Here is a 25,309-nt window from a genome sequence, read left to right on the forward strand (position 1 = left end):
AGGAGAGAACAGATGTCAGGTTTTAAACAACACACAGGCTTAGTTGTTCCTCTAGATGCAGCGAACGTAGATACTGATGCCATCATTCCAAAACAGTTCCTACAAAAGGTATCTCGCCTAGGGTTTGGTAAGCACCTATTCCATGACTGGCGATTCCTAGATGATGCTGGCGAACAACCGAACCCAGAGTTCGTGATGAACGCTCCTCGCTACAAAGGCGCTTCTATCCTGCTAGCGCGTGAAAACTTCGGCTGTGGTTCATCTCGTGAACACGCACCGTGGGCACTAGCGGATTACGGCATCAAAGCGATGATTGCACCAAGCTTTGCCGATATTTTTTACGGTAACTCGATCAACAACCAAATGGTGCCAGTTCGTTTGACTGAGCAAGAAGTGGATGAAATCTTCCAGTTTGTTGAGGCTAACGAAGGCGCAGAAGTGGAAGTGGACCTAGAAGCGAATGTGGTTCGTGCCAACGGCAAAGAATATGGTTTTGAAATCGATTCGTTCCGTCGTCACTGCTTACTAAACGGTTTGGACAACATTGGTTTAACCCTTCAACACGAAGATAAGATTGCCGAGTACGAAGCGAAGATCCCGAGCTTCTTAAGCTAATTAAAATCGCAATTTAAACAAATAAAAGGTTGGCTTATGCCAGCCTTTTTTCTTTTATTTTCATTGCCTCAAGAAAGAAACTTCGCCTTATGCAGGTCTACAATATCAATAAGGTTTTAACCCAAAGGTATCTCTATGAAGCGTCTGTTATTGCTCTTGTGTGCTCTCGTTTCTTTCTCAACATTTTCCGCACCTAAATCGGATTTGTGGCCGTATTGGAAACAATCGAATCAAGCTAGCCAAACCAAGATTTCTCATCAAGAGTGGCAACAACTGCTTGATAGTTATTTAGTTAAGCAAGGTGAGAATACTTTGTTTCGCTATAGCAAAGTCACGACCTCCGACAAAGCGAAGTTAAAGCAGTACATCCAAAGGCTTGCAAAACTCGACCCTCTACAGTACAACCAAGCGGAGCAATACGCCTACTGGGTAAACCTTTACAACGCCATCACTGTCGACTTAATCCTAGATAACTATCCTGTCGAGTCGATTACCAAACTTGGTGGGCTATTTAGCTTTGGCCCTTGGGGGGATGATGTGGTCGTGGTCAATGGGAAGGATCTGACTTTAAACGATATTGAGCATCGTATTTTGCGCCCGATTTGGAATGACCCAAGAACCCATTACGCGGTTAACTGTGCCAGCTTAGGATGCCCTAACCTGCAGCCTCATGCATTCACCGCTGAAAACACACAAGCTCTACTGGATAGTGCCGCTAAAACATTTATCAACAGCAGCAAAGGCGTATCTATCCTAGGTAACACGGTACAGCTGTCTTCTATTTATGATTGGTTTGCAACGGACTTTGGTGGAGAAAAACAAATCTTCAAACACATTGCAAAGTACGCACCGCAATACAAAAACTTCTCTGGCAAAGTGAAATACGAATACGATTGGACCTTAAATCAAGCTAACTAAAGAAGTTACTGATAGGCTAATACGCTTTGGGCTTCCCATAACCGAAAAGCAAAAGGACACCAGTAAACCAAACGCTGAGTATAAGAACGAGAAAAGGGCACTGAGTGCCCTTTTTGTTTTTGAAGCTTGATAGAAAACGTCCGACTACTTAAAACCTTTCACTTTCTTTATCAGATCGTAAGCATTTTGAATTTCTTGCGATTTTTCTTTTGCGACGTTCATCATCTCAGGTGGTAAGCCCTTCGCCATCAACTTATCTGGGTGATGCTCATTCATCAACTTGCGGTAAGCACGCTTCACCGTTTTACTGTCCGCATCTGAGTTAACATCCAAAATCTTGTAGGCATCAGCCAACTGATCCGCTTGTGAAGCTTGTTGCCAACCAGCTGATTGGTATTGTCCCTGCTGCTGGCCATGGAAACCACCTTGGCTTTGAAAACGAAACGCGGCTTCTTGCATGTGCAGGCGACGCTCTAATTGCTCTGAAGAGAAACCTAAACCGCGGGCAATTTTATGCAGGACATTACGTTCACTCGGATGAATCGAGCCATCAGCAAACGCAGCAGAGATCTGAAGCTCCAAGAAAAATTGCAATAAATCAAAACGCCCTGCTGAAGAGATTTTCACGCGAACCAATACATCTTCAAGCGGAAAATCACTCTCTTTACCATCACGGAACGCTTCTTGTGCCGCACGACGTTGCTCGCCATGTAAACTCATACGGTCCATCATCGCAGACGCTAGTTGAATCTCTTCTTTGGTGACTTGACCTTTGGCTTTAGCCACATGTCCCATAACTGCGAATGCAGCTTTAAAAAATTCTTCCTGACGTTGAGCCTGGCTAGGACCTTTACCAAAGCCCCCCGTCGAAAAACCCGCTTGGCTTAAACGACGTGCTTTATCGAATTGATGACCGATAAATAGACCAAACAATAAACCGAATGGGCCACCGAGTAACAAGCCAAAAAAGGCACCCAAGATTTTGCCAAAAATATGCATTATGTGTTCTCTATCAATGAATTTTTATCGACGACGGCGGTCTTATAGTGCCGGACGCAACGATTTCCTTTATGATAATGGAATTAGTTTTATTACGGTCAGGCTATTTCGCCTGCTTATCTTTGCAGCTATTTTATATTGGCATTATGCCACAGCGAATCCATGCTCTGGGATAATTGCAAACTATAGTTGATTCATTTGGCTATATAGCGAGGGTACAACAAGCCCTATAGCCATCGAGTAGTAGTGACACAGGAAAGTTCAATTCAATGCAACATTTCTCCCGCACATGTTTAGCGGCCTCTATCAGCACCGCCTTGTTTGTACCCACCACTCAAGCTGAAGCGAATATCCATGATAGTGTGCAGGAAATGCCCACCACAGATCAATGTTTGGTCGAGACAAGTGGTGAGGAGAACGCGCTTAATTCCCCAGTGGTTGTTCAAGCTGATAGTCTACAAGCCATCAATGGCGATAAGGCTCAGTACTCTGGCAACGTAGAAGTTACGCAAGGTCCAAAGAAAATCACCGCCGATAGCGTAACGCTTCATCAACAAGATAACGTGGTCGTGGCAGAAGGCAATGTAACCTTCAATGACGGTCAGGTTAAAGCACGTTCAGATCGTGTTACCAACGACATCAATCAAGATACGTTTTCGCTTGAAAACACCAACTACCAGTTCTTGTGCCAACAAGGTCGCGGTACCGCTGCGTACATCGCCCGTACTGGCCAGTCAGTGTACGAACTTGAAGATGGTTCGATTACCTCTTGTCCTCAAGGTGACAACTCTTGGCGCTTAGTGGCTTCGGGCATCGATGTTGATCAAGATGAAGAAACGGCAACGTTACATCACCCACGTTTTGAGATCATGGACGTCCCTGTTTTCTACGTGCCGTACATGACGATGCCAATTGGTGACACGCGTAAAACGGGCTTCCTATTCCCATCCATGTCATACGGCTCTAGCGACGGTATGGAAGTTGAACTTCCTTTCTACTGGAATATCGCGCCGCAATACGACATGACACTTACTCCGCTCTACATGCAGAAACGTGGCACCAAGCTTGACTCTGATTTCCGTTACCTAACCGAAGGTTGGGGTGAAGGTGAAATCAAAGGCGAGTACATGAGCAGCGACAAACGCTACGAGGACGAATCTCGTTGGGGTTACCAATTCAAACACGATGGCATCATCAACAAACAGTGGGTGGTCAGTGTTGATTACTCAAAAGTGAGTGACATCGACTACTTCCGTGACCTGGATTCTGACATTGGTAACCGAGAAGACGGCCAATTGCTTCAAGAAGGCGAAGTACAGTACCGTTCAGACTTCTGGGACGCCTCTTTGTCTGTCCGAGATTTCCAAATTCTTCTGAAAGATGACAACCAGCCATACCGTCTATTGCCGCAACTGGACTTGAACTACTACACCCCACTTTTGGGTAACTACGTCAACTTTGACGTGAAGAGCCAGATCAGTCGTTTTGACACTGACGATACGGCGAAGCCTGACGCGACTCGTGTGCACGTAGAACCAGGCCTCACGATTCCGTTATCAAACTCTTGGGCGACATGGACCACAGAAGCTCGCGTATTATCGACGTACTACTCTCAGGATTTAGAAGGGCTAACTGATACAGCCTTGCGTAATACCTTGGACGAAAGTGTGTCACGTGTAATTCCTGAATTGCGTACTCATGCTCGTGTATATCTAGAACGCGATACCAGTTGGATTGCGGGTTACACGCAAACTTTGGAACCACAACTGCAGTATTTGTATGTTCCGGAAGAAGATCAAAGCAACATCTACAACTATGATACAACTTTGCTGCAAACCGATTACTACGGTCTATTCCGCAGTCGTAAATACAGTGGTATCGATAAAATCGCGTCAGCAAACCAGTTAAGCTACGGTGCAAGTACGCGTTTCTTTGATGATGATTACAAAGAACGTCTTAACGTTTCGTTTGGTCAGATCTACTACTTCGATAAGAAAACCAAGATCAGCAATAATCCGAGCCTACCGGATGAGACCTCAAACTACTCATCATGGGCGGTTGAAACTGATTTCAACTACAACGATTACTTGTTCTATCACGGTGGTATCCAGTATGACATCGACCTGAGCTCGATGCAGTTGGCGAACAGCACTCTGGAATACCAATTTAACGGTGGCTTCATTCAAGGTAACTACCGTTACGTTACTCGTGAATACATTGAAGATACGATCATTCTCGAAAACCTCGACACAATCACTCGTAAAGGTATTTCACAAGCAGGTATCGTAGCCGCGTATGAATTCAACCCGAGTTGGTCGGCAAGCGGCCAGTACTACTACGACTTAAACGAAAACATCGATATGGAATGGCTTGCCAGCCTCCGCTACCAATCAGATTGTTGGTACTTCGGTCTAACTTACTCAAACCAATTATTGGGCTGGGATGACAAAGCAATCGGAAGCGACGGTGCTTCTCCAGAATACGAAAACAACATCAGCGTTAACTTCGGTATTCAAGGCTTTGCCACCAATCAACGTGCGATTACCGCAGAAAAAGAACTTGATGGTTCGGACAACGCGATCAAATACGGTCGTCCATTCTATTTGAACAATTAATCGAATTGAGCGTCTTAACTACTAGTAAGACGCTCAACTCTATAATACTGACGGAATTTTAAATGAAAATTTGGAAATCAATCATCTTCACAACCCTATTCTCTTTAGGTGTTAATGCTGCACCTGTAGAGCTTGATCAGGTTGCTGTTATCGTCAACGACGGTGTGATTTTACAAAGCGACATCAACACTGCAATGAAAACACTTCAAGCTAATGCTCGTCAGAGCGGTAAGAGCTTACCTTCAGCAAGCGTGTTGAAAGACCAAGTGGTTGAGAAACTGATCATTGATACGCTTCAAGGTCAAGAGGCTGAACGTATCGGCGTACGAATTGATGACAACCGCTTGAATCAAGCGATTGCAGAAATCGCTCGTAACAACAACCAAAGCGTTGAGCAACTTGCCGCCTCTGTCCAAGCTGAAGGGTTAAGCTACTCTGAATTCCGCGAACAAATTCGTAAAGAGATCGCCGCGTCTGAAGCTCGTAATGCGCTTGTACGTCGTCGTATCAACATTCTCCCAGCGGAAGTCGATAGCCTAGCAGAACAACTTGCAACAGAAACCAATGCAACCGTTCAATACAAAATCGGTCATATCCAATTGCGTTTCTCTGACGATAAAGACAAGTCAGAAGTCGAAGCAGAAGCGAATGCATTAGTGAAAAAATTGAAAGATGGTGCGGATTTCTCGCAAATGGCCTACACCTACTCAAAAGGTCCAAAAGCCTTGCAAGGTGGTGATTGGGGTTGGATGCGTAAAGAAGAAATGCCAACTATCTTCGCAGACCAAATCAAAATGCAAAACAAAGGCAGCATCATTGGTCCATTCCGCAGCGGTATTGGCTTCCACATCCTAAAAGTAGAAGATGTAAAAGGCCTAGAAACAGTCGCGGTCACAGAAGTCAATGCTCGACATATTCTGATCAAACCGACCGTTATCCTAAGCGATGATGGTGCGAAGAAGCAGCTAAATGAATTCATTCGTCGCATTAAAGCGGGTGAAGCAACCTTTGCTCAATTGGCAACACAATACAGCCAAGATCCAGGTTCTGCAGCACAAGACGGTGAACTGGGCTACCAAACACCAGACCTATACGTACCAGAATTTAAACACCAAGTTGAAACATTGCCTGTAGGCTCAATCAGTGAACCATTCAAAACTGTACACGGCTGGCACATTGTTGAAGTTTTAGACCGTCGTCAAGTTGACCGCACTGACTCAGCAATGAAAAACAAAGCCTACCGCATTCTTTTCAACCGTAAGTTTAACGAAGAAGCAGGCGCATGGATGCAAGAACTACGAGCAAGCGCGTTTGTTGAAATCGTGGATAACAATGATGGCAACTAATTCGATTCGAAGAATCGTCGTAACCGCAGGGGAACCTGCGGGGATCGGCCCTGATTTGGTGCTGGCCTTATCAAAGGAAGACTGGGCGCACCAAATCGTCGTTTGTGCAGACAAGAATGTCTTAGCAGAAAGAGCTAAACAGCTCGGCATAGACGTTCAACTGTTTGATTACAATCCAGAAGAAGCACCAAAAGCGCAACAAGCTGGCACATTAATCGTAGACCACATTGAAATCGCTGAAACCGCGGTTGCAGGTCAACTTAATGAAGCCAACGGCCACTACGTATTAAAAACGTTAGAAAGAGCCGCTTTGGGCTGTATGAATGATGAATTTGATGCTATTGTCACCGGCCCTGTACATAAGGGGGTGATAAATCGCTCAGGTGTTGCATTCAGTGGTCACACTGAATTCTTTGCTGAAAAGTCCAATACACCATTGGTCGTGATGATGTTAGCGACTGAAGGACTGCGAGTGGCACTCGTCACCACGCATATTCCTCTGGCTTACGTATCAAAAGCCGTTACGGAAGAGCGATTAGAAAAAATCATCGATATTCTTCATAAAGATCTTGTAGAAAAATTTGCCATCTCGCAACCAAACATCTATGTTTGCGGGCTAAATCCACATGCGGGAGAAGATGGCTGTTTAGGTCGCGAAGAGATCGAAACCATCACTCCGACATTGGAAAAGATTCGACAAGAAAAAGGAATCAATCTGATTGGCCCTTTGCCGGCAGATACCATTTTCAATGAAAAGTATTTAAACGATGCTGATGCTGTTTTAGGTATGTACCACGATCAAGTGTTGCCTGTATTAAAATACAAAGGCTTTGGTCGTTCAGTAAACATTACACTTGGTCTACCATTTATAAGAACCTCGGTGGATCACGGTACTGCATTAGAACTGGCAGGGACAGGTCAAGCGGATACAGGGAGCTTCCGAACAGCGCTCACGCATGCGATAGAATTGGTAGAGAAGAAACAATGAGAAATGATGTCCATTTAGGACACAAAGCGCGTAAACGTTTTGGTCAAAACTTCCTGAACGATCCATACATTATTGACGGTATCGTATCATCAATTAACCCAAGACCTGGCCAGAACCTTGTTGAGATCGGTCCAGGCCTTGGTGCAATTACAGAACCTGTGGGTCGCGAAGTCGACAAGTTCACGGTTATTGAACTCGACCGAGATCTAGCAGAACGTCTACGCAACCATCCAGAATTAGCTGACAAACTGACTATTCATGAGGGCGATGCTATGCGCTTTGACTTCACGCAGTTAGTGAAGCCAAACAACAAGCTACGTATCTTCGGTAACTTGCCATACAACATCTCGACACCATTGATGTTCCACCTATTTGAATTCCATAAAGACATTCAAGACATGCACTTTATGCTTCAAAAAGAAGTGGTAAACCGTTTAGCCGCAGGCCCAGGCAGCAAGGCTTACGGCCGCCTAACGGTAATGGCTCAGTACTACTGTAAAGTTGTACCTGTTCTAGAAGTACCACCAACAGCGTTTGTACCGCCACCGAAAGTTGATTCAGCAGTCGTACGCTTAGTGCCTTACGAAGTCCTTCCGCACCCTGCGAAAGATTTGCGTTTGTTGGAGCGCGTATGTCGCGAAGGCTTTAACCAGCGTCGTAAGACCGTTCGTAACTGCTACAAGTCGCTATTGAGTACAGAAGTATTGGAAGAGTTGGGCGTAAACCCAAGTATGCGTCCAGAAAACCTAACGCTACAACAGTTTGTCGCCATGGCGAACTGGCTTGCGGATAACCCGCAGCACCAATAACTCAAACGATGAGCCAAACCCTTCGCGGTTTGGCTTATTATTATTGAGATAATCCGTTTTTCGAGGAGTGCACATGGACGTCATTCAACCTTGCATCAAGATTCAAGTTCACACCAAATACATTGAAGAACAGTCCAACCCAGAACTGCAACGTTTTATTTTCGCCTACGTCATCACCATCAAAAACCTCAGCCAACAAACCGTACAATTACTCAGTCGTCGCTGGTTAATTACGGATTCAAATGGCAAACAAATGACGGTAGAAGGCGAAGGTGTTGTCGGACAACAGCCCTTTATTCCTAGCAATGATGAATACACCTACAGTAGCGGTACTGCATTAGAAACTCCAGTAGGTGTCATGCAAGGACACTACATGATGTTGGATGAGAAGGGACAAGAGTTTCTCACCGAAATAGACCCTTTCCGACTTGCTGTTCCCAATGTCCTAAATTAATCAGGAGAGTCAGTGGCTACCTACATCGTTGGTGACATTCAAGGCTGTTTCGATGAACTGCAACAGTTACTAGAACACGTTAATTTCTCAACTCAACACGATCAACTTTGGCTTGCTGGTGACCTGGTGGCAAGAGGGCCGAAGTCATTAGAAACACTGCGCTTTGTTAAATCCCTTGGCGACAGCGCTAAAGTTGTCCTCGGCAATCACGATCTGCACCTAATGGCGGTTTCTAAAGGCTTAAAGAAGGTGAAGGACAAAGATAAAACCGCACCTATCTTTTCCGCACCAGATAAAGATGATCTACTCACTTGGTTAGCACAGCAACCACTCATGGCGGAACACGATGAGTTCGTTATGTGTCATGCGGGCATCTCACCTTTATGGGATCTACAGACGGCTCGAGCATGTGCACGTGAGGTCGAGGCGATAATTCAGAGTGAGCAACTGCATTGGTTACTGGAAAATATGTACAGCAACCAACCTGATCTTTGGGAGGAATCTCTATCAGGCTTAGATCGCTATCGCTATACCATCAATGCATTTACCCGTATGCGCTTTTGCTTTCCCGATGGCCGCTTGGATATGGACTGTAAACTTCCACCACAAGAAGTTTCAGAAGATGAGCTTGTTCCTTGGTTTAAACTGCCACAACGTGTGCCTTTAGAAAAAGCGGTCTTATTTGGTCACTGGGCAGCACTGCAAGGCTACATTGAAGAGAGCATTATTGGCCTTGATACGGGCTGTGTTTGGGGTGGCTCATTAACTATGATTCGCTGGGAAGATAAGCAAGTTTTCACCCAAGAAGCACTCAGTTAACAATTCGAATTAGCGGACTAGAAAACAAAAAGCACCGTATTGACGGTGCTTCTCTTATTCTAGCTGGTTACTTTTCTAGAACGGTGAAACGCATGTTATACGCATTTTTTTCATCCGCTTGATACGCTTCAGAGTATGTTTCTTTAAACTCATTCCCCCAATCTGGGAACTGAGTATCACCCTCGATTTCAGCTTCAATATGAGTGACATATAGCTTATTTGCTATTGCCAAGCATGCAGCGTAAATCGCGCCACCACCAATGATCATCACTTCTTCACTGTCACCAGCAACCTCAAGCGCCTGCTCAATCGACGTAACAGTCGTGACACCTTCAATGGAAAGTGAAGTATCACGGCTGATGACAATATTCAAACGGCCAGGTAAAGGACGTCCGATTGATTCATAAGTTTTACGTCCCATCACAACAGGCTTACCCATTGTACAACGCTTAAACCATGCAAAGTCTGCCGGAAGATGCCAAGGCATCTGGTTGTCTTTACCGATGATACGGTTGTCTGCCATCGCGGCAATCATGCTGATGATCATATTGGGTCCTTATACTATGGGTCTGCGGCGATAGAATAACAGCCCCGGAACCGCCAAGCCAACCGCTAAGCCTGCAATAATAAACATCGCCTTAAGAAAGTTCTCCATACATGTCGCAATTAACTCTGGCGAATAACCCAAGTGGTTTATCTCCACCATGGCAATCATGGCTTTAAAGGCAAATACACCGGGCACCATTGGGATCAAAGCTGCAACAGTAAAAACTTTGGGATGAGCAAGAAAACGATGCGACCAATGTACGCCGATTAAGCCAACAAGGGTCGCAGCAAAAAAGCTCGCCCACTCAATCGGCAAGCCAAAGTGCATCATCAAATAGCGACTGCCATGACCAATCGCACCACCTACGGCACAATAAACTAAAGCGCGCTGTGGCACGTTAAACACCATGGCAAAACCCACTGCAGGAATCGCCGCAAAAAACATATCATTCAGCAGGCCAAGTGCGAGTTCAAATACACTCATTAGCTCATCCACCCCCAAATACCGGTGACTTCCATCGCTGCTACGATGCCAAGTGAAGTTGCTAATGTCAGTAGACTTGCCATGGTAAATCTCGCGATGCCCATATTGATGTGGCCTTTAAGCATGTCTGCAACGGAGTTAATCAGAGGGAAGCCCGGTACTAACATCAGGACCGAAGATGCCATTGCTACCGTAGGTAAATTACCAATTTCAAAGATCACGGCTTGAGCGGAAATCAGCGTTGTGACGAATGCTGTGGCGGCGAAATTAAGTAGAGGATTAAAATGTCGATGCCCAATCTCTTGTCTGACGATCATACCACCAGCAGAGGCGAGGAACGTCATGCCGAAGACTCCCCAATCTCCTCCAGCTAGATGACTAAAGGCAGCACAAGAAAGACCAATCATAAACACGACTAACCAGCGGTTATAGCGCTCTGGGCTGATGGTATTGAGTTTCTTCTGTGCCATTTTCACATCGAGTAAACCGCGCTCCATCATGATACAGATACGCTGAATTTGCGTAATGACACGCATGTTAATTCCACGATCGGCACAGCTTCTTGTGGTAGTAATGCAATGATCGTCCATCACCGTTGTGACCACCAAGGCATTGGCAGACAGTGCAACAGCAACATCGCTAACGCCACTCGCAAACCCAATGCGCTGCATAATATCGCTCACCAGCGTACTTTCTGCACCGTGTGCTAATAACATTTGCCCGGCTTGAGCCACGAGCCGAGAAATGGCTCTTTGATTGGACGCCACCATAGCTTCTTCAGGCGGCATAGCTTCCGATGTCATAAATACTTCCTAAGTCCATTTATACCCAAGTAACCTCCCCCTTGGGAGGGTGTCATTGACCCCGCTCTGAATCCTACATCTTGAAGTCACTTGGGTATATTTTATTATTGTGCCGTAAAACACATCGTCTAAACATGATTTAGATACAAAAAAAGCCGCAATATACATTGCGGCTTAATGAAATAACTAGCGATTAGTCACGGACGTAAACAACGTGACCGTCGTCTTCTTCATCGTCCCAGTCATCCCAATCGTCGTCATCTTCTTCAGTGATCACATCTTTACCAGCGATGGCATCTTTATGGTAATCATCCCACATGAAGTTCACTTTATCTTCTTCAGCAACTTCTTCCTCTTCACGAGGTAGGTTTTCCATAAAGTCAGCTAGCTTGTAGCAAAGCTCTTTAGTGCCGTTACGGTTGATTGCTGAGATCTTAAAGAACTCATCTTCCCAACCAAGCGCATCCAAGATCTCTTGGATCTTTTCATTCGCTTCTTCTTCCGGCATAAGATCAGTCTTGTTGAAGACTAACCAACGAGGTTTACCAGCAAGTTTTTCACTGTACTGCTCTAGCTCATCAATGATGGTTAGGGCATTTTGAATTGGGTCTGACTGATCGATCGGCATGATATCAATCATGTGCAGTAATACACGGCAACGCTCTAGGTGCTTAAGGAAGCGAATACCTAGACCAGCACCGTCAGCGGCACCTTCGATTAGACCAGGAATATCAGCAACTACAAAGCTTTTCTCAGGTACGACACTCACTACACCCAAGCTTGGGATTAGCGTAGTAAATGGGTAATCTGCTACTTTTGGTTTTGCTGCTGATACTGCGCGGATAAAGGTTGATTTACCTGCGTTAGGTAGACCAAGCATACCAACATCAGCCAATAGCAATAGCTCTAGACGGATTTCACGAATTTCACCTTTAGTACCTAGCGTTCTCTGACGAGGAGCGCGGTTTACTGAAGATTTAAAACGCGTGTTACCAAGACCGTGCCAGCCGCCTTTCGCGACCATCACTTTCTTGCCGTGTTCAGCAACTTCTGCAACGATTTCATTAGTGTGGATATCAACTGCGCGCGTACCTACAGGAACACGCATTGTGATGTCTTTACCACGTTTACCCGTACAGTTACCACCACGACCATTTTCACCGCGTTCTGCTTCGTAAAAGCGTTGGAAACGGTAATCGATCAGGGTATTTAGGTTTTCATCGGCTTGGATGTATACATCACCGCCATCACCACCATCGCCGCCATCAGGGCCGCCTTTAGTGATGAATTTTTCACGCCAGAAACTTACAACGCCGCTACCGCCGTCACCAGCCTGAACTTTTACTACCGCTTCATCTACGAACTTCATCTTTTACTCCGACTACTTCGTGCGTGGATTTAATCTGACTTATCATCAAACAATTTTAGCAGATGACAGATCTAAGCACCCTGAACCTACCAACAAGGTAAAAACGAGAAACTTGAATATGTCGACTGCTACAAATAAAAAACCCCGCCGAATCGGCAGGGCTTTTGAATTCAGCTTTAAAGCTTAAATAATTAACCTAAAAGGTAAATTACTCAGCTTCGATGCTTACAAACTTACGGTTTTTAGGACCTTTAACCTCGAACTTCACTTTACCTTCAGTAAGAGCGAATAGAGTGTGGTCTTTACCGATACCTACGTTGTTACCAGCGTGGAACTTAGTACCACGTTGACGTACGATGATGTTACCTGCAAGAACAGACTCACCACCGAAACGCTTAACACCAAGGCGTTTGCTTTCTGAATCGCGGCCGTTACGAGTAGAACCACCAGCTTTTTTGTGTGCCATTGTTAAACTCTCCTAATAGATTAAGCGTTGATACCAGTGATCTTCACTTCAGTGAACCACTGACGATGACCCTGTTGCTTACGAGAGTGCTTACGACGACGGAACTTAACGATTTTAACTTTATCGCCACGACCGTGTTGTACAACTTCAGCAACAACTTTGCCGCCCTCTACAAGAGGAGCGCCAACTTTGATGTCTTCGCCGTTAGCAACAAGAAGAACTGTATCAAATTCAACAGTTGCACCAGTTTCAACGTCTAATTTCTCTAAACGAAGAGTTTGACCTTCGCTTACACGGTGTTGTTTACCACCAGATTGGAAAACAGCGTACATATTTTACTCCGCTTTTTCCGCACAGCCTTTTCATGAGGGTGTGCGCTAAACTAATCATCAATAGGGCGCAGATTCTACAGAAGAGATGCCCCTATGACAAGCCATATTTTGAAAAAATTGGCGAAAAGCTAATCGCCAAAGAAAAGTGCGGCAATCATGCCCTTTAGTAATGTATTAATCAACGTTTTTTAGTGTATTATTCGACAATTATATAAATCGAATAAGCCTTGCAGGGTCTAACTTCAGCCGGATATACGATGGATTTTAAAACTATCCAAGCGCTTACTGCCGATGACATGGCAAAAGTGAATGAAACAATTCAAGCCCAACTAAATTCTGATGTCTCTTTAATCAACCAGCTCGGTTTCTATATCGTGAGTGGTGGAGGCAAACGCTTAAGACCACTTCTGGCGATATTGTCAGCACGTGCTCTTGGTTACCAAGGTAACGGCCATACAATGGCAGCGGCGTTTATCGAGTTCATCCACACAGCAACACTGTTGCACGATGATGTGGTAGACGAATCAGACATGCGCCGTGGTAAAGCGACAGCAAACGCTGCGTTTGGTAATGCCGCTAGCGTGTTAGTTGGGGACTTTATTTATACTCGCTCATTCCAAATGATGACTGAGCTAGGATCAATGAAGATCCTTAAACTAATGAGTGACGCAGTTAATGTAATCGCAGAGGGTGAGGTTCAGCAGTTAATGAACTGCAATGATCCTGACACGACAGAAGAAAGCTACATGCAGGTCATCTACTCTAAGACCGCACGTTTGTTTGAGTCTGCAACCCAAATTGGTGCGATTCTTAACGATGCTCCTGAAGAAGTAGAAGTCGCTTTCCAAAACTACGGTAAATATTTGGGTACAGCATTCCAACTGATCGATGACGTGATGGATTACACGTCTGACGGTGAGGATATGGGTAAGAATGTTGGTGATGATTTAGCTGAAGGCAAACCAACGCTTCCTCTACTTCATGCCATGCGCAATACCACCCCAGAGAATGCACAGATGATCCGTGAGGCTATCGAAAAAGCCAACGGTATGGATCACTTGGATGACATTCTTGCTGTAATGAAAGTAGCCGGCTCACTTGAGTACACAACGCAGAAAGCACTAGAAGAAGCAGACAAAGCGATTGCAGAACTCGCAATCTTGCCAGAGTCAGAGTACAAGCAAGCGCTTATTACACTGGCTCACATGTCAGTGAACCGCACTAGTTAACGGCATAAAATAGACCCACAATAAAAAGGAAGAGCATGGCTCTTCCTTTTTGTGTACCTCAAATTCTTCTCACCGCTACCATCTAATAGTATCTATCGCAGCTATCGTGAAGCTGTGGGTTATCTTCAATTTCGTCGAAACTGACCGCCAACTGCTCTTCCGAACCTTGTTTGGCAAGAAGCACTGTCTCCGCCTCTTGATCAACCACTAAGATTGTTCCGACACCTTGTTGGCATTCCACCACCATACCTTTACGGATTCGATTGGCTTCCATCATCTTCTCCCTCACAAAGTTGTTTGATTCAGACTCTGTTACGCGAGATAAAATGAAAGGATCAAAAAAGCCGATCTAAGATCGGCTTTCTTCTTTATATAGCTTTCTCTTTGTCGAGACGCTTATTTAGCGAATTCAACACCAATGTTGATATCGCCATTTAGCGTTTCCAACATACCATCAAGTGCTGACTTCTCGTAGTCACTTAGTGCGCCATAGCTTAGTACTTCTTCTACGCCGTCTTTACCCAGTTTAACTGGTTGTGCAAAGTAAGGCGCATGTTCACTGCCACCTTCCACGTATGCACACTCTACTACGCCTTCTTCACCTTGAAGTGCTCGTACGAGAGCAAGACCGAAGCGACATGCTGCTTGACCCATAGACAGAGTCGCGCTACCGCCACCCGCTTTTGCTTCAACAACTTCTGTACCCGCATTTTGGATACGTTTCGTTAGCGCTTCTACTTCTTCAGCGGTGAACTCAACACCTTCTACTTGAGATAGAAGAGGAAGAATAGTCACACCAGAGTGGCCACCGATAACAGGAACGCGAACGTCACCTGGATCTTTATCTTTTAGTTCAGCCACGAAGGTTTCCGAGCGGATAACGTCTAGCGTTGTAACACCAAACAGTTTGCGCTTATCGTACACACCCGCTTTCTTTAATACTTCCGCGGCGATTGGCACTGTGGTGTTCACTGGGTTAGTGATAATACCCACGCATGCCGTTGGACATACTACTGCAATCTTTTCTGCTAGTGACTTAACGATACCAGCATTTACATTAAATAGATCAGCACGATCCATACCAGGCTTACGTGCGACACCAGCTGAGATAAGAACCACGTCAGCACCTTCTAGTGCAGGCGTTGGATCTTCACCAGCGTAACCTTTAATAGATACTGGTGTCGGGATATGGCTAAGATCTGCAGCCACACCAGGAGTTACTGGAGCAATATCATATAGGGCTAAATCTGAACCTGCAGGAAGACGGTTCTTAAGTAGAAGGGCCAGAGCTTGACCGATGCCGCCAGCGGCACCAATAACGGCTACTTTCATGTAGTTCTCCTTGAGAGTATTTCTCTTATAAACGTATTCGTAGGGTATTTTGTAACCAACTGAAATAAAGCTATCGGAATCACAACTTGATTACAATCAATTAACGCCAGCTTTGCGACCTCGCGCAACTCGCTGTTATCGTGCTACAAACAAAGGTCTGATTATTGGTTTATTCTGTTGAAATGACAAGAAATTCAATGCAATAAATAGGTCAACGATTTCATACTTAAAGAACCCTATCCTGTTTAGGGTTTACAGTGATGGAATTAACATAATGCCGTGAGTTTTTGGCACTGCATGAATATCTATGCGAGAATATGCAAAATTGCTGACCTGTAATAAGAGAACCATAACGACTATGCGCAATTCAGAAAAACAAGATAACTTAGTTCGCGCTTTTAAAGCCTTATTAAAAGAAGAAAGCTTTGGCTCACAGGGTGAGATCGTTGATGCATTAAAACAACAAGGTTTCGAAAGCATCAACCAATCTAAAGTCTCCCGTATGCTGACCAAATTTGGTGCGGTACGTACACGTAACGCAAAAATGGAGATGGTTTACTGTCTGCCAGCAGAGCTTGGAGTTCCTACGGTAAGCAGCTCTTTACGTGAACTTGTACTGGATATTGACCACAACGCTGCGTTAGTCGTTATCCATACTGGTCCAGGTGCTGCACAATTGATTGCTCGCCTACTTGATTCACTAGGCAAATCAGAAGGCATTCTGGGTGTCGTTGCAGGTGATGACACCATCTTTATTACCCCAACAATGCCAGTTTCAACAGAACAATTGTTCAAATCAGTGTGTGAGCTTTTCGAATACACAGGCTAAGTAACTGTTTGTGGGCTATGAAATTAGTTGAATTTTGTAGCCCATAAATCATGTAAACAAAATGATTCCAACGTCTATTTTTTACCCACCTCATTTGTGATCATTATCACGCTATTGATTTTTTTAACACCCTCACACAAAATCGGCATAAGTAACTGTTATAAAACAGATTAGCTTGCGAATTTATCCCCACCTACTGTCGCAAGCTTTAGACTTATTCGCTATAACTTTTAACAATTGGATAATTTTCTGCCAATTTTTTGTTATGATTCGCTCGCTTTTTCAAACGATTGGATTGGAAAAGATGCCGTTTCCAAATAGGAAACTCCTGAAGTAATTTACAGTTATTTCTGGGTTAATAATGAATATAAGGAAGGGAAATTCATGGCATTTAACAAACTTCTTAAAGTAGGCGCAATCGCTGCAGCAGTTATGGGTGCAGGCGCAGTTAACGCTCAAGAGTTTATTACTATCGGTACTGGCTCAGTAACAGGTGTTTACTACCCTACTGGTGGTGCTATTTGTAAATTGGTAAACAAAGGTCGTAAAGATCACAACATTCGTTGTTCAGTAGAATCGACTGGCGGCTCAATTTACAACGTCAACACTATCCGTGCTGGCGAGCTAGATTTTGGTATCGTGCAATCGGACTGGCAATACCATGGCTACAACGGTACGAGCAAGTTTGCTGAACAAGGCCCGTACAAAAAACTACGTGCAATGTTCTCTCTTCATACAGAACCTTTTAACATCATCGCACGTGCAGATTCTGGTATCGAAAACGTTCAAGACCTAAAAGGTAAACGTGTAAACATCGGTAACCCTGGTTCTGGTGACCGCGCGACAATGGGCGTAGTGATGGATGCAATGGGCTGGACTAACGACAGCTTTAAACTTGCATCAGAACTAAAAGGCTCAGAACGTTCTCAAGCACTGTGTGATAACAAGATCGACGCGTTTATCTACATGGTTGGCCACCCGAACGGTTCAATCAAAGAAGCAACAACCTCTTGTGATGCGAAGCTAGTTCCTGCAACTGGTCCAGAAATCGAGAAAATCGTTGCTAACAACCCATACTACGCATTCAGCACAGTGCCTGCTGGTATGTACCGTGGTACAGATAAAGACGTAAACAGCTTTGGTGTTGCGGCAACAATGGTAACGACTTCTGATGTTTCAGATGACGTGGCTTACAACGTTGCTAAAGCTGTGTTCGAAAACTTCGATACATTCAAACGTCTACACCCTGCATTTGCAAACCTGAAAAAAGAAGACATGGTGAAAGCTGGTCTTTCAATCCCTCTTCACCCAGGTGCAGAGAAGTACTACAAAGAAGTAGGTCTGCTTAAGTAAGCAGCTACTGACTCCAAGCTCAGGCAGAGAAGGATGGTTTTCTGCCTGATTGAGTATGCTGGTCGAACACCTTCTTCCAGCATGCTTTGTTCAATTTGCTTTATGCAATCTGCCGATTTCTTTTTGGGAAGTCGCGCTCACACACCTAAAAAAAGAAAACGCACATGCCCTCCTCTCATAAATCAATGAGTTGAAGGACTGTAGCGATTCACTCGAAAGCAAACTTCGCTCTATTCACTACACTGTTAAAGCGAAGCGCGGTTCTCGATACACAATACAGACAGGACCATCAATAATAAGGAAAAAGTACATGGCGACGAACAACACTCCGTCACAAGATGTGCAAGAAATGGTGGCTCAGGCAGACACAGGTGCGCGTAGCCCAATGGGCTTGCAAGGTCGAATCTTATGGTTCGTTCCACTGTGCTGGTCGCTATTTCAATTATGGTACGCGTCTCCGCTACCATTTATTTTTAATTTTGGCGTACTCAACGACACTGAAGCGCGAGCAATCCATTTAACTTTTGCTACTTTTCTCGCTTTCACTGCTTATCCAGCCATGAAAAACTCTCCACGAGATCATATCCCTCTTATTGATTGGATATTGGCACTCGCAGGCAGTTTTGCAGCGGCTTACATTTACATCTTCTATACCGAACTCGCCGGCCGTTCTGGCGCCCCAACCACAGTTGATATCGTGGTATCCGTCACAGGTATGGCGTTACTACTTGAAGCAACTCGCCGAGCTCTCGGTCCACCACTTATGGTGGTTGCTGCGGTGTTCCTAACTTACACCTTTGCTGGCCCATACATGCCAGATGTGATTGCTCATAAAGGCGCGAGCTTGAACAAAGCCATGTCGCACCTTTGGCTAACAACTGAAGGCGTATTTGGTGTTGCACTGGGTGTATCAACTTCTTTCGTATTCTTGTTTGTACTGTTTGGTGCCATGCTAGAGCGTGCGGGCGCAGGTGCGTACTTCATTAAAGTCGCGTTCTCGCTACTTGGTCATATGAAAGGTGGCCCTGCGAAAGCTGCGGTAGTCGCTTCTGGCTTGTCTGGTCTGGTTTCAGGTTCTTCCATCGCTAACGTAGTAACGACAGGTACATTTACGATTCCACTCATGAAGCGTGTTGGCTTCCCGGGAACGAAAGCGGGTGCGGTAGAAGTAGCAGCATCAACCAACGGTCAACTGACACCGCCTATCATGGGTGCTGCCGCATTCTTAATGGTGGAATACGTTGGTATCTCTTACGTTGAAGTTATCAAAGCAGCTCTACTCCCTGCGCTTATCTCTTATATTGCACTGATTTACATCGTTCACCTTGAAGCGTGTAAAGCAGGCATGACAGGGCTTCCTCGTCGCCATACCCCTACGCTTGTGCAGAGCTTGCTGTCCTTCACTGGTACGATTTTGGGCCTATGTGTTATCAGCGCTTTGGTTTACTACGGTGTGGGTTGGACGAAAGATGTCTTTGGTGATGCAGCAACCCCTATCGTGACCGTCGTACTTCTAATTGCTTATGTGGGTCTTGTAAAGATTTCCGCTAACCACGCAAAAGATGGGGCGATTGAAATCGATGCTGAACTGACTGAGGTACCAGACCCAGGTCCGACGATTAAATCTGGTTTGCACTTTTTATTGCCTATCGTGGTACTGGTTTGGTGTTTGACGGTGGAACGTTTCTCTCCAGGTCTATCTGCATTCTGGGCAACGGTGTTTATGATCTTCATCTTGCTGACACAACGCCCTTTGATTGCGTTGCTATCTAAAGAAGGCGATCTTGTCGAACAAACCAAAAACGGCTTTGTTGACCTAGCAGAAAGCTTAGTATCTGGTGCGCGCAACATGATCGGTATCGGTGTCGCAACCGCTGCTGCCGGTACGGTTGTTGGTGTGGTAACGCTGACTGGTATTGGCCTTGTCATGACCGACTTTGTCGAGTTCATCTCGGGCGGTAGCATTATCCTAATGTTGCTGTTTACCGCGGTCATTAGTTTGATTCTGGGTATGGGCCTACCAACGACGGCCAACTACATTGTGGTTTCAACCTTGATGGCACCGGTTATCGTAACGCTTGGTGCGGCACACGGTTTGATCATCCCACTGATTGCGGTCCACTTGTTTGTGTTCTACTTCGGTATTCTGGCCGATGATACACCACCTGTTGGCTTAGCGGCATTTGCGGCGGCAGCGATTGCAAAGTCGGATCCAATTCGAACTGGTATTCAAGGCTTTACCTATGATATTCGAACCGCAATCCTGCCTTTCATGTTTGTCTTCAATACTCAGCTATTGTTGATGGGTATCGACTCATGGTGGCATTTAGCATTGACCGTGATCTCTTCAATCATTGCGATGTTAATCTTCTCAGCGGCAACACAAGGTTGGTGGTTCACACGTAATAAGTGGTGGGAAACCGTCTTACTATTGGTATTGACCTTCTCATTCTTCCGCCCTGGATTTTGGTGGGACATGTTGTACCCAGCGAAAGTTCTTTCCCCTGGGGTTGAGATAGCTCAAATCACGGAAGGGCTAAATGTAGGAGAATCCATTGAGCTACGAGTCGCAGGTGAAAACCTAGAAGGTGATTACGTAGAGAAAACGGTACGTCTTCCGTTCGAAGATAAAGCAAAAACCGCTGAAGAGCGCATCTCTTCTATGGGTCTAATGCTAACCGAGAACGACGGCAAAATGATCGTAGACATGGTCGAGTTTGGTAGTCCGGCAGAATCGTCTGGCGTCGACTTCGACTGGGAGATCAAATGGATCGTTCAAGACGCTGAGCGCCCAATGAAAGAATGGGTATTTGTGCCTTGCTTAATGATCTTGCTGGTACTTGCCATGAACCAAAAACGTCGTGCTCGTAAGGAACAGTTGAGCGCATAACCGATTAGGCCCCGAGGATAAGGGGCCATGATGAGAGACACTGAATGTATAAACAAATTCTTGTGCCGGTTGATCTAAATGACCAAGGCTTCTCTGACCGAGCTGTTGAGTTGGCTGTTTGGCAAGCTAAACAAGCCAACGCGGAAGTTCACTTACTGACTGTACTGCCCGGTATCCACATGTCGATGGTCGCGACTTACTTCCCGAAAGATGCGGCGGCGAAGATGAAGCAAGATGTGAAGCAGCAGCTAAAAACATTTGCCGATCAACACATCGATGATGAAGTGATTTACAAAGTCCACGTTGCAGAAGGCAAAGCGTATGCAACCATCCTTGATTACGCTGAGCGCTTAGGCGCAGACCTCATCATTATGCCAAGCCACAAACGTTCGAAGATCAATAAAGTGATGTTAGGCTCAGTCGCAAGCAAAGTTGTTGAAAACTCACCAATCAATGTGATGGTAGTGAAGCCACAAGGCTAACGTACTCATTCAAACTCCCAAAATAGAAAAAGGTTGATGCTCGCATCAACCTTTTGTTTTTCTTACGCCTTATTCATCAATATAAACAACGCTCTACCCTGCCGCTCGCACAAACGCGGTTAAAACATCGCTAGAGTGCGATAACGTTAATTCACCAATCTCACCTGACGCTTCTACCTGACCACCTGCCACAAATGCAAAATGACTAGCAATCGCTCTGGCGTCACTTAAGTGGTGCGTCACCATCAAAACGGTAATGCCACGCTCAGCAGCAAGCTGTTTAACCAATATCAGCATCTCTTCACGCAACACGGGATCGAGAGCTGAGAAAGGTTCATCGAGCAGCCACATCGGATGCGGCTGAACAAAACATCGGGCGAGTGCCACACGCTGACGCTGGCCCCCAGAAAGGTGTTCAGGTAAGCGGTCCAGATACTCAGCTACACCCACTTGTCTTGCCGCTTGCTCGACAAGAAGCTTTTGGTCTGCCGTAAGCTTTAACCCCGGATGCAAGCCCAAACCGATGTTGTCTCTTACTGACAGGTGAGCAAACAGGTTATGTTCTTGGAACAACATTGAGAACGGACGCTGATACGGCTCATTACTTACGATAGATTCACCATCAACCAGAATATCGCCTTGGTCTGGATTGATGAAACCAGCAACTAACGCCAATAAGGTTGATTTGCCAGCCCCGCTCGGTCCCATCAGTGATACGATTTGCCCACGTTGAATGTCTAAGTTAAAACGAAACAGTTCACGTTGATAGGTGTACTGCACATCATCCAACACTAACATTACGCTCTCTCCTTCGTTTTCAATACTTTTTCAATCACAGCAAAACAACCGACGCTGAGTAACAACAAGGTAACCGACACAACAGCCGCAGCATCCATCTGGTAACTTCCCAACAATTGGAATAGGTACAACGGCAAGGTTCTAAACTCTTGCCCACCAAACAAAGCAATCGCACTCAAGTCACCAATCGCAAACATAAAGCTGATAGCAAAAGCATGTGCAAATGGCTTGCGCAGTGCTTGCCACTCCACCACTCTAAAACGTTGCCAACCACGCATACCCAAACTGGCACAGACATACTGATATTGCTGCTCAATGTGCAACATAGGTTGAGATAAAGTCTTAATGACATATGGCAAGGCCATCAAACCATTAACCAAAATAACCACAAAAAACGCTAAGCTGAATACATCGGTAAATGAGCGCAGCAATAGGAACAATCCCGTACTGATCACTAAGCCCGGCGTCACCAAAATGATGGTACCAATAAGCTCAATTTGATCAGCGCGAGTATTTTTATACTGCAAACGCCAACGTCGGCTAGTCAGCAAAATCGATACGCCAGCGGCCACGGCAAGAGAACTCGCCAGTACCGCAACTTTGAGTGAATTGAACAGTGCAGACCAAAAACGCTCATCACTCAATACCGGCCAAACTTGCTGGTTGATACCACTGAAGACCACCATCAAAAGTGGCGGTATGACTAGTAAAAAGGCACCTATGATCCAAAAGCTATCCCAAGCTTTTGACCGCCCATGATCCTTCGTTAAATATTGCTGTACCGATGTGCTGCCAGTGCTTACTGAGACTGGCTTCGTCAACTTTTGTATGCCAATTGCTAACAAGCCGCACAACAACATTTGCCACAGTGCCAAAAGCGCCCCGGCTTGCAGATCAAAATCGAACTTAATTGCCTGATAAATGGCAAGCTCAATAGTGGTCGATTTCGGTCCGCCGCCTAACGCCATCACGGTGGCAAAACTGGTAAAGCAAAGCATAAACACTAAGCCACTTACGTGTGGTAATTGCTGCCTTAGGCGTGGCCATTCCACCCAGCGAAATTTATCCCAATGACTCATTCCAAGGTGTGCACACAGTTTATGTTGCTCTGCTGGGATCGATTCTAATGCTTGCAAAAGTAAGCGCGCTGCATAAGGCATATTGAAGAACACATGCGCAAGTAAAATGCCGTTCAGACCATAGATGGAAAACGGCAGCTCCGCATCGATACTTTTCAGCCATTGAGCTAGCAAACCGCTATTACCGTAAATCGCCAATAAGCCGAATACGCCAACCAGTACAGGCAAAACTAAAGTGGACGCAAACAATTTTAATAGTAGAGACTTACCAAAGAACTCACGTCGAGAAAGCGCATGCGCAACGGGAATAGCAAAGCCAACACTCAATAGTGTAGAGAGAAAAGCTTGGTAGAAGCTGAACTTGGTGACGTGCTGATAGTATGGGTCTCCCCATACCATAGACACATCAAGTGAAGGCGCTTGGACAAGCAAAGCACCCAGGGCAGAAATAACAAAGGTCGCGATAATCATCGCGACCCCTAACCCTATTTTCGGAACAGAATTCAAAAGTAGAACCTATGTTAGAACGTCAATGCGCTTTGCCATTCGCGAATCCAAGTCTTGCGCATTTTCGCTACTTTGTCTGCACTAAAGCTCAATGGTTTGCTTGGCACGCTCAGAGTTTCAAAGCCTTTTGGTAACTCAACGTTAGTTACTGGGTACATCCAGTTACCTGTTGGCATCGCAGATTGGAAATCATCACTCAAAATAAAGTCCATGAACTCATCTGCTAACTTCGAATTTTTTGAGCCTTTGACCTTAGCCGCCACCTCCACTTGCATGTAGTGTCCTTCGGAAAAATTTGCGCTTGCGTATTTCGCGTCATCTTCTGCAATCAAATGGTACGCGGGAGAGGTCGTGTAAGACAGCACGAGATCGGACTCACCGTTCAAAAACATCGAGTAAGCTTCTGACCAGCCTTTGGTAACCGTAACTGTTTTCGTTGCCAGTTGCTTCCACGCTTGAGTCGCATCATCGCCATAGATGGACTTCATCCACAACATCAAGCCTTGACCCGGAGTCGAAGTGCGAGGGTCTTGGTAAATCACTTTCAGATCATCACGCTCTTCCACCAGCTCTTTCATGCTTTTTGGAGGATTCACCAACTTCTCCTTGTTGTATACAAACGCAAAGTAGCCGTAATCGTACGGTACGAAGGTCTTATCGTCCCAACCATTAGGTAGCGTAGTCTTTGAGGTATCAACATTATGCTCAGCCAGAAGCCCGGTCTTTTTCGCTTCCGCCATCAGGTTATTATCCAAACCTAACACGATATCCGCTTTGCTATTGTTTCCTTCCAAACGAAGGCGGTTAAGAATTGAAACACCGTCGTCCAGCGCAACAAAATTAACGTCGCAACCGCATTTGGCTTCGAATGCTTTTTCGACTTTAGGACCCGGTCCCCAATCGGCAGCAAAAGAATCGTATGTGTAGACAGTTAGGGTGTTTTCAGCGGCAAACGCTGAAGTAGAAGTGATGGTTGCAAGGGCAATCAGACTAAGAGTGGTTTTCACTGCTCGCTCTCCATTTGCATTATTAACATGAGTTGAGCGGCACAGGGTTGAGGCGGTATTTAGGACTTCCAATATCCAGACTCAATTCCTACGCCAGCATTATCTGGTTCAGGTAATACGGGTCCCTGCCTGCTCAACAATGTTAAACAATTAGGTCTCAGCGCTCCTTGGCATTGACAAGGTCAATACCTGATGGGTTTGCTCCCCGATGAGTTGGATGGATTGTAAAGATCTTTTATT

25 protein-coding genes and 1 riboswitch are annotated in these 25,309 nt (G+C 45.4%); of the genes, 13 read left to right on the forward strand and 12 right to left on the reverse strand.

The features are described from left to right. Positions 1-12 precede the first annotated feature (12 nt). Positions 13-615, forward strand: coding sequence for a 3-isopropylmalate dehydratase small subunit (leuD, locus tag BCT11_RS14295; protein ID WP_042599780.1), 603 nt, complete (start codon positions 13-15; stop codon positions 613-615). 135 nt (positions 616-750) lie between these two features. After that, positions 751-1,533 carry a DUF547 domain-containing protein gene (locus BCT11_RS14300; RefSeq protein WP_102388574.1) on the forward strand — a complete coding sequence of 261 codons (783 nt, stop codon included), beginning with the start codon at positions 751-753 and terminating at the stop codon, positions 1,531-1,533. A gap of 144 nt (positions 1,534-1,677) precedes the next feature. Here the strand turns inward: BCT11_RS14300 and djlA are convergent, their stop codons facing one another. Beyond that, complete coding sequence (gene djlA / locus BCT11_RS14305; protein WP_038866131.1) at positions 1,678-2,532, reverse strand: co-chaperone DjlA; 855 nt, start codon at positions 2,530-2,532, stop codon at positions 1,678-1,680. Between the two features lie 269 nt (positions 2,533-2,801). Between djlA and lptD the strand changes: the two genes are divergently transcribed. The 6 genes from lptD (at position 2,802) to apaH (ending at position 9,563) form a co-directional block, all read left to right on the forward strand. Beyond that, on the forward strand, positions 2,802-5,147 hold the full coding sequence (gene lptD / locus BCT11_RS14310) for an LPS assembly protein LptD (RefSeq protein WP_102388575.1): 2,346 nt from the start codon (positions 2,802-2,804) through the stop codon (positions 5,145-5,147). 62 nt (positions 5,148-5,209) lie between these two features. Continuing rightward, positions 5,210-6,493 (forward strand): peptidylprolyl isomerase SurA, encoded by a 1,284-nt coding sequence (gene surA / locus BCT11_RS14315; protein ID WP_038866129.1) that lies wholly within the window; start codon positions 5,210-5,212, stop codon positions 6,491-6,493. Then, positions 6,483-7,481, forward strand: coding sequence for a 4-hydroxythreonine-4-phosphate dehydrogenase PdxA (gene pdxA / locus BCT11_RS14320; protein WP_038866128.1), 999 nt, complete (start codon positions 6,483-6,485; stop codon positions 7,479-7,481). The genes surA and pdxA overlap by 11 nt, the downstream gene beginning before the upstream one ends. Next, complete coding sequence (gene rsmA, locus BCT11_RS14325; RefSeq protein ID WP_038866127.1) at positions 7,478-8,290, forward strand: 16S rRNA (adenine(1518)-N(6)/adenine(1519)-N(6))-dimethyltransferase RsmA; 813 nt, start codon at positions 7,478-7,480, stop codon at positions 8,288-8,290. The genes pdxA and rsmA overlap by 4 nt, the downstream gene beginning before the upstream one ends. Before the next feature lie 73 nt (positions 8,291-8,363). Then, complete coding sequence (gene apaG / locus BCT11_RS14330; protein ID WP_038866126.1) at positions 8,364-8,744, forward strand: Co2+/Mg2+ efflux protein ApaG; 381 nt, start codon at positions 8,364-8,366, stop codon at positions 8,742-8,744. Between the two features lie 12 nt (positions 8,745-8,756). Continuing rightward, positions 8,757-9,563, forward strand: a complete 807-nt coding sequence (gene apaH, locus BCT11_RS14335) for a bis(5'-nucleosyl)-tetraphosphatase (symmetrical) ApaH (RefSeq protein WP_042604289.1) — start codon at positions 8,757-8,759, stop codon at positions 9,561-9,563. 67 nt (positions 9,564-9,630) lie between these two features. On the opposite strand, the gene folA is transcribed toward apaH, so the two are convergent. The 6 genes from folA to rplU form a co-directional block, all read right to left on the reverse strand. Next, a complete protein-coding gene (gene folA / locus BCT11_RS14340) occupies positions 9,631-10,110 on the reverse strand; it encodes a type 3 dihydrofolate reductase (protein WP_038866123.1) in 480 nt (159 codons plus the stop codon). A gap of 9 nt (positions 10,111-10,119) precedes the next feature. Beyond that, on the reverse strand, positions 10,120-10,593 hold the full coding sequence (locus BCT11_RS14345; protein WP_038866121.1) for a threonine/serine exporter family protein: 474 nt from the start codon (positions 10,591-10,593) through the stop codon (positions 10,120-10,122). Next, positions 10,593-11,396 (reverse strand): threonine/serine exporter family protein, encoded by an 804-nt coding sequence (locus BCT11_RS14350; protein WP_198593950.1) that lies wholly within the window; start codon positions 11,394-11,396, stop codon positions 10,593-10,595. The genes BCT11_RS14345 and BCT11_RS14350 overlap by 1 nt, the downstream gene beginning before the upstream one ends. A gap of 193 nt (positions 11,397-11,589) precedes the next feature. Continuing rightward, positions 11,590-12,765 (reverse strand): Obg family GTPase CgtA, encoded by a 1,176-nt coding sequence (gene cgtA / locus BCT11_RS14355; protein WP_038866120.1) that lies wholly within the window; start codon positions 12,763-12,765, stop codon positions 11,590-11,592. A gap of 208 nt (positions 12,766-12,973) precedes the next feature. After that, the gene (rpmA, locus tag BCT11_RS14360) at positions 12,974-13,231 is read right to left on the reverse strand and encodes a 50S ribosomal protein L27 (protein WP_005383095.1); all 258 of its coding nucleotides are present in this window, start codon (positions 13,229-13,231) and stop codon (positions 12,974-12,976) included. 20 nt (positions 13,232-13,251) lie between these two features. Beyond that, complete coding sequence (gene rplU / locus BCT11_RS14365; RefSeq protein WP_038866119.1) at positions 13,252-13,563, reverse strand: 50S ribosomal protein L21; 312 nt, start codon at positions 13,561-13,563, stop codon at positions 13,252-13,254. A 257-nt stretch (positions 13,564-13,820) separates the two neighbouring features. Between rplU and ispB the strand changes: the two genes are divergently transcribed. Next, positions 13,821-14,792, forward strand: coding sequence for an octaprenyl diphosphate synthase (gene ispB, locus BCT11_RS14370; RefSeq protein WP_038866118.1), 972 nt, complete (start codon positions 13,821-13,823; stop codon positions 14,790-14,792). An 82-nt stretch (positions 14,793-14,874) separates the two neighbouring features. Here the strand turns inward: ispB and BCT11_RS14375 are convergent, their stop codons facing one another. Further along, positions 14,875-15,066, reverse strand: coding sequence for a hypothetical protein (locus tag BCT11_RS14375; RefSeq protein WP_038866116.1), 192 nt, complete (start codon positions 15,064-15,066; stop codon positions 14,875-14,877). A gap of 122 nt (positions 15,067-15,188) precedes the next feature. After that, positions 15,189-16,124, reverse strand: coding sequence for a malate dehydrogenase (gene mdh / locus BCT11_RS14380; protein ID WP_038878319.1), 936 nt, complete (start codon positions 16,122-16,124; stop codon positions 15,189-15,191). Between the two features lie 358 nt (positions 16,125-16,482). Here mdh and argR point away from each other — a divergent pair, with 358 nt between their 5' ends. The 4 genes from argR (at position 16,483) to BCT11_RS14405 (ending at position 21,678) form a co-directional block, all read left to right on the forward strand. Then, on the forward strand, positions 16,483-16,953 hold the full coding sequence (gene argR, locus BCT11_RS14385) for a transcriptional regulator ArgR (protein ID WP_005430583.1): 471 nt from the start codon (positions 16,483-16,485) through the stop codon (positions 16,951-16,953). Between the two features lie 384 nt (positions 16,954-17,337). Then, positions 17,338-18,306 carry a TAXI family TRAP transporter solute-binding subunit gene (locus BCT11_RS14395; protein ID WP_009707802.1) on the forward strand — a complete coding sequence of 323 codons (969 nt, stop codon included), beginning with the start codon at positions 17,338-17,340 and terminating at the stop codon, positions 18,304-18,306. 310 nt (positions 18,307-18,616) lie between these two features. Continuing rightward, a complete protein-coding gene (locus BCT11_RS14400; RefSeq protein ID WP_038866109.1) occupies positions 18,617-21,196 on the forward strand; it encodes a TRAP transporter permease in 2,580 nt (859 codons plus the stop codon). A gap of 44 nt (positions 21,197-21,240) precedes the next feature. Further along, positions 21,241-21,678: a universal stress protein gene (locus BCT11_RS14405; RefSeq protein WP_005437370.1), complete on the forward strand. Its 438-nt coding sequence runs from the start codon at positions 21,241-21,243 to the stop codon at positions 21,676-21,678. 93 nt (positions 21,679-21,771) lie between these two features. On the opposite strand, the gene thiQ is transcribed toward BCT11_RS14405, so the two are convergent. Genes thiQ through thiB form a run of 3 tightly spaced genes read right to left on the reverse strand, consistent with a single transcriptional unit; the run spans position 21,772 to position 25,069 of the window. Beyond that, a complete protein-coding gene (gene thiQ / locus BCT11_RS14410; protein WP_039974682.1) occupies positions 21,772-22,476 on the reverse strand; it encodes a thiamine ABC transporter ATP-binding protein in 705 nt (234 codons plus the stop codon). Continuing rightward, on the reverse strand, positions 22,476-24,062 hold the full coding sequence (thiP, locus tag BCT11_RS14415) for a thiamine/thiamine pyrophosphate ABC transporter permease ThiP (RefSeq protein WP_102388577.1): 1,587 nt from the start codon (positions 24,060-24,062) through the stop codon (positions 22,476-22,478). Before thiP ends, thiQ begins: the two co-directional genes overlap by 1 nt. Positions 24,063-24,076: 14 nt before the next feature. Continuing rightward, positions 24,077-25,069 (reverse strand): thiamine ABC transporter substrate binding subunit, encoded by a 993-nt coding sequence (gene thiB / locus BCT11_RS14420; protein ID WP_102388578.1) that lies wholly within the window; start codon positions 25,067-25,069, stop codon positions 24,077-24,079. A 68-nt stretch (positions 25,070-25,137) separates the two neighbouring features. Then, a riboswitch (TPP riboswitch) is annotated at positions 25,138-25,287 on the reverse strand. Positions 25,288-25,309: the final 22 nt, after the last annotated feature.

This window comes from Vibrio sp. 10N.222.52.B12 (assembly GCF_002875385.1).
GTDB lineage: Bacteria > Pseudomonadota > Gammaproteobacteria > Enterobacterales > Vibrionaceae > Vibrio > Vibrio jasicida.

Coding starts and splice junctions, on each gene's coding strand:
- leuD (WP_042599780.1), top strand. CDS start 13: ATGTCAGGTTTTAAACAACACACAGGCTTAGTTGTTCCTCTAGATGCA.
- BCT11_RS14300 (WP_102388574.1), top strand. CDS start 751: ATGAAGCGTCTGTTATTGCTCTTGTGTGCTCTCGTTTCTTTCTCAACA.
- djlA (WP_038866131.1), bottom strand. CDS start 2,532: ATGCATATTTTTGGCAAAATCTTGGGTGCCTTTTTTGGCTTGTTACTC.
- lptD (WP_102388575.1), top strand. CDS start 2,802: ATGCAACATTTCTCCCGCACATGTTTAGCGGCCTCTATCAGCACCGCC.
- surA (WP_038866129.1), top strand. CDS start 5,210: ATGAAAATTTGGAAATCAATCATCTTCACAACCCTATTCTCTTTAGGT.
- pdxA (WP_038866128.1), top strand. CDS start 6,483: ATGGCAACTAATTCGATTCGAAGAATCGTCGTAACCGCAGGGGAACCT.
- rsmA (WP_038866127.1), top strand. CDS start 7,478: ATGAGAAATGATGTCCATTTAGGACACAAAGCGCGTAAACGTTTTGGT.
- apaG (WP_038866126.1), top strand. CDS start 8,364: ATGGACGTCATTCAACCTTGCATCAAGATTCAAGTTCACACCAAATAC.
- folA (WP_038866123.1), bottom strand. CDS start 10,110: ATGATCATCAGCATGATTGCCGCGATGGCAGACAACCGTATCATCGGT.
- BCT11_RS14345 (WP_038866121.1), bottom strand. CDS start 10,593: ATGAGTGTATTTGAACTCGCACTTGGCCTGCTGAATGATATGTTTTTT.
- BCT11_RS14350 (WP_198593950.1), bottom strand. CDS start 11,396: ATGACATCGGAAGCTATGCCGCCTGAAGAAGCTATGGTGGCGTCCAAT.
- cgtA (WP_038866120.1), bottom strand. CDS start 12,765: ATGAAGTTCGTAGATGAAGCGGTAGTAAAAGTTCAGGCTGGTGACGGC.
- rpmA (WP_005383095.1), bottom strand. CDS start 13,231: ATGGCACACAAAAAAGCTGGTGGTTCTACTCGTAACGGCCGCGATTCA.
- rplU (WP_038866119.1), bottom strand. CDS start 13,563: ATGTACGCTGTTTTCCAATCTGGTGGTAAACAACACCGTGTAAGCGAA.
- ispB (WP_038866118.1), top strand. CDS start 13,821: ATGGATTTTAAAACTATCCAAGCGCTTACTGCCGATGACATGGCAAAA.
- BCT11_RS14375 (WP_038866116.1), bottom strand. CDS start 15,066: ATGGAAGCCAATCGAATCCGTAAAGGTATGGTGGTGGAATGCCAACAA.
- mdh (WP_038878319.1), bottom strand. CDS start 16,124: ATGAAAGTAGCCGTTATTGGTGCCGCTGGCGGCATCGGTCAAGCTCTG.
- argR (WP_005430583.1), top strand. CDS start 16,483: ATGCGCAATTCAGAAAAACAAGATAACTTAGTTCGCGCTTTTAAAGCC.
- BCT11_RS14395 (WP_009707802.1), top strand. CDS start 17,338: ATGGCATTTAACAAACTTCTTAAAGTAGGCGCAATCGCTGCAGCAGTT.
- BCT11_RS14400 (WP_038866109.1), top strand. CDS start 18,617: ATGGCGACGAACAACACTCCGTCACAAGATGTGCAAGAAATGGTGGCT.
- BCT11_RS14405 (WP_005437370.1), top strand. CDS start 21,241: ATGTATAAACAAATTCTTGTGCCGGTTGATCTAAATGACCAAGGCTTC.
- thiQ (WP_039974682.1), bottom strand. CDS start 22,476: ATGTTAGTGTTGGATGATGTGCAGTACACCTATCAACGTGAACTGTTT.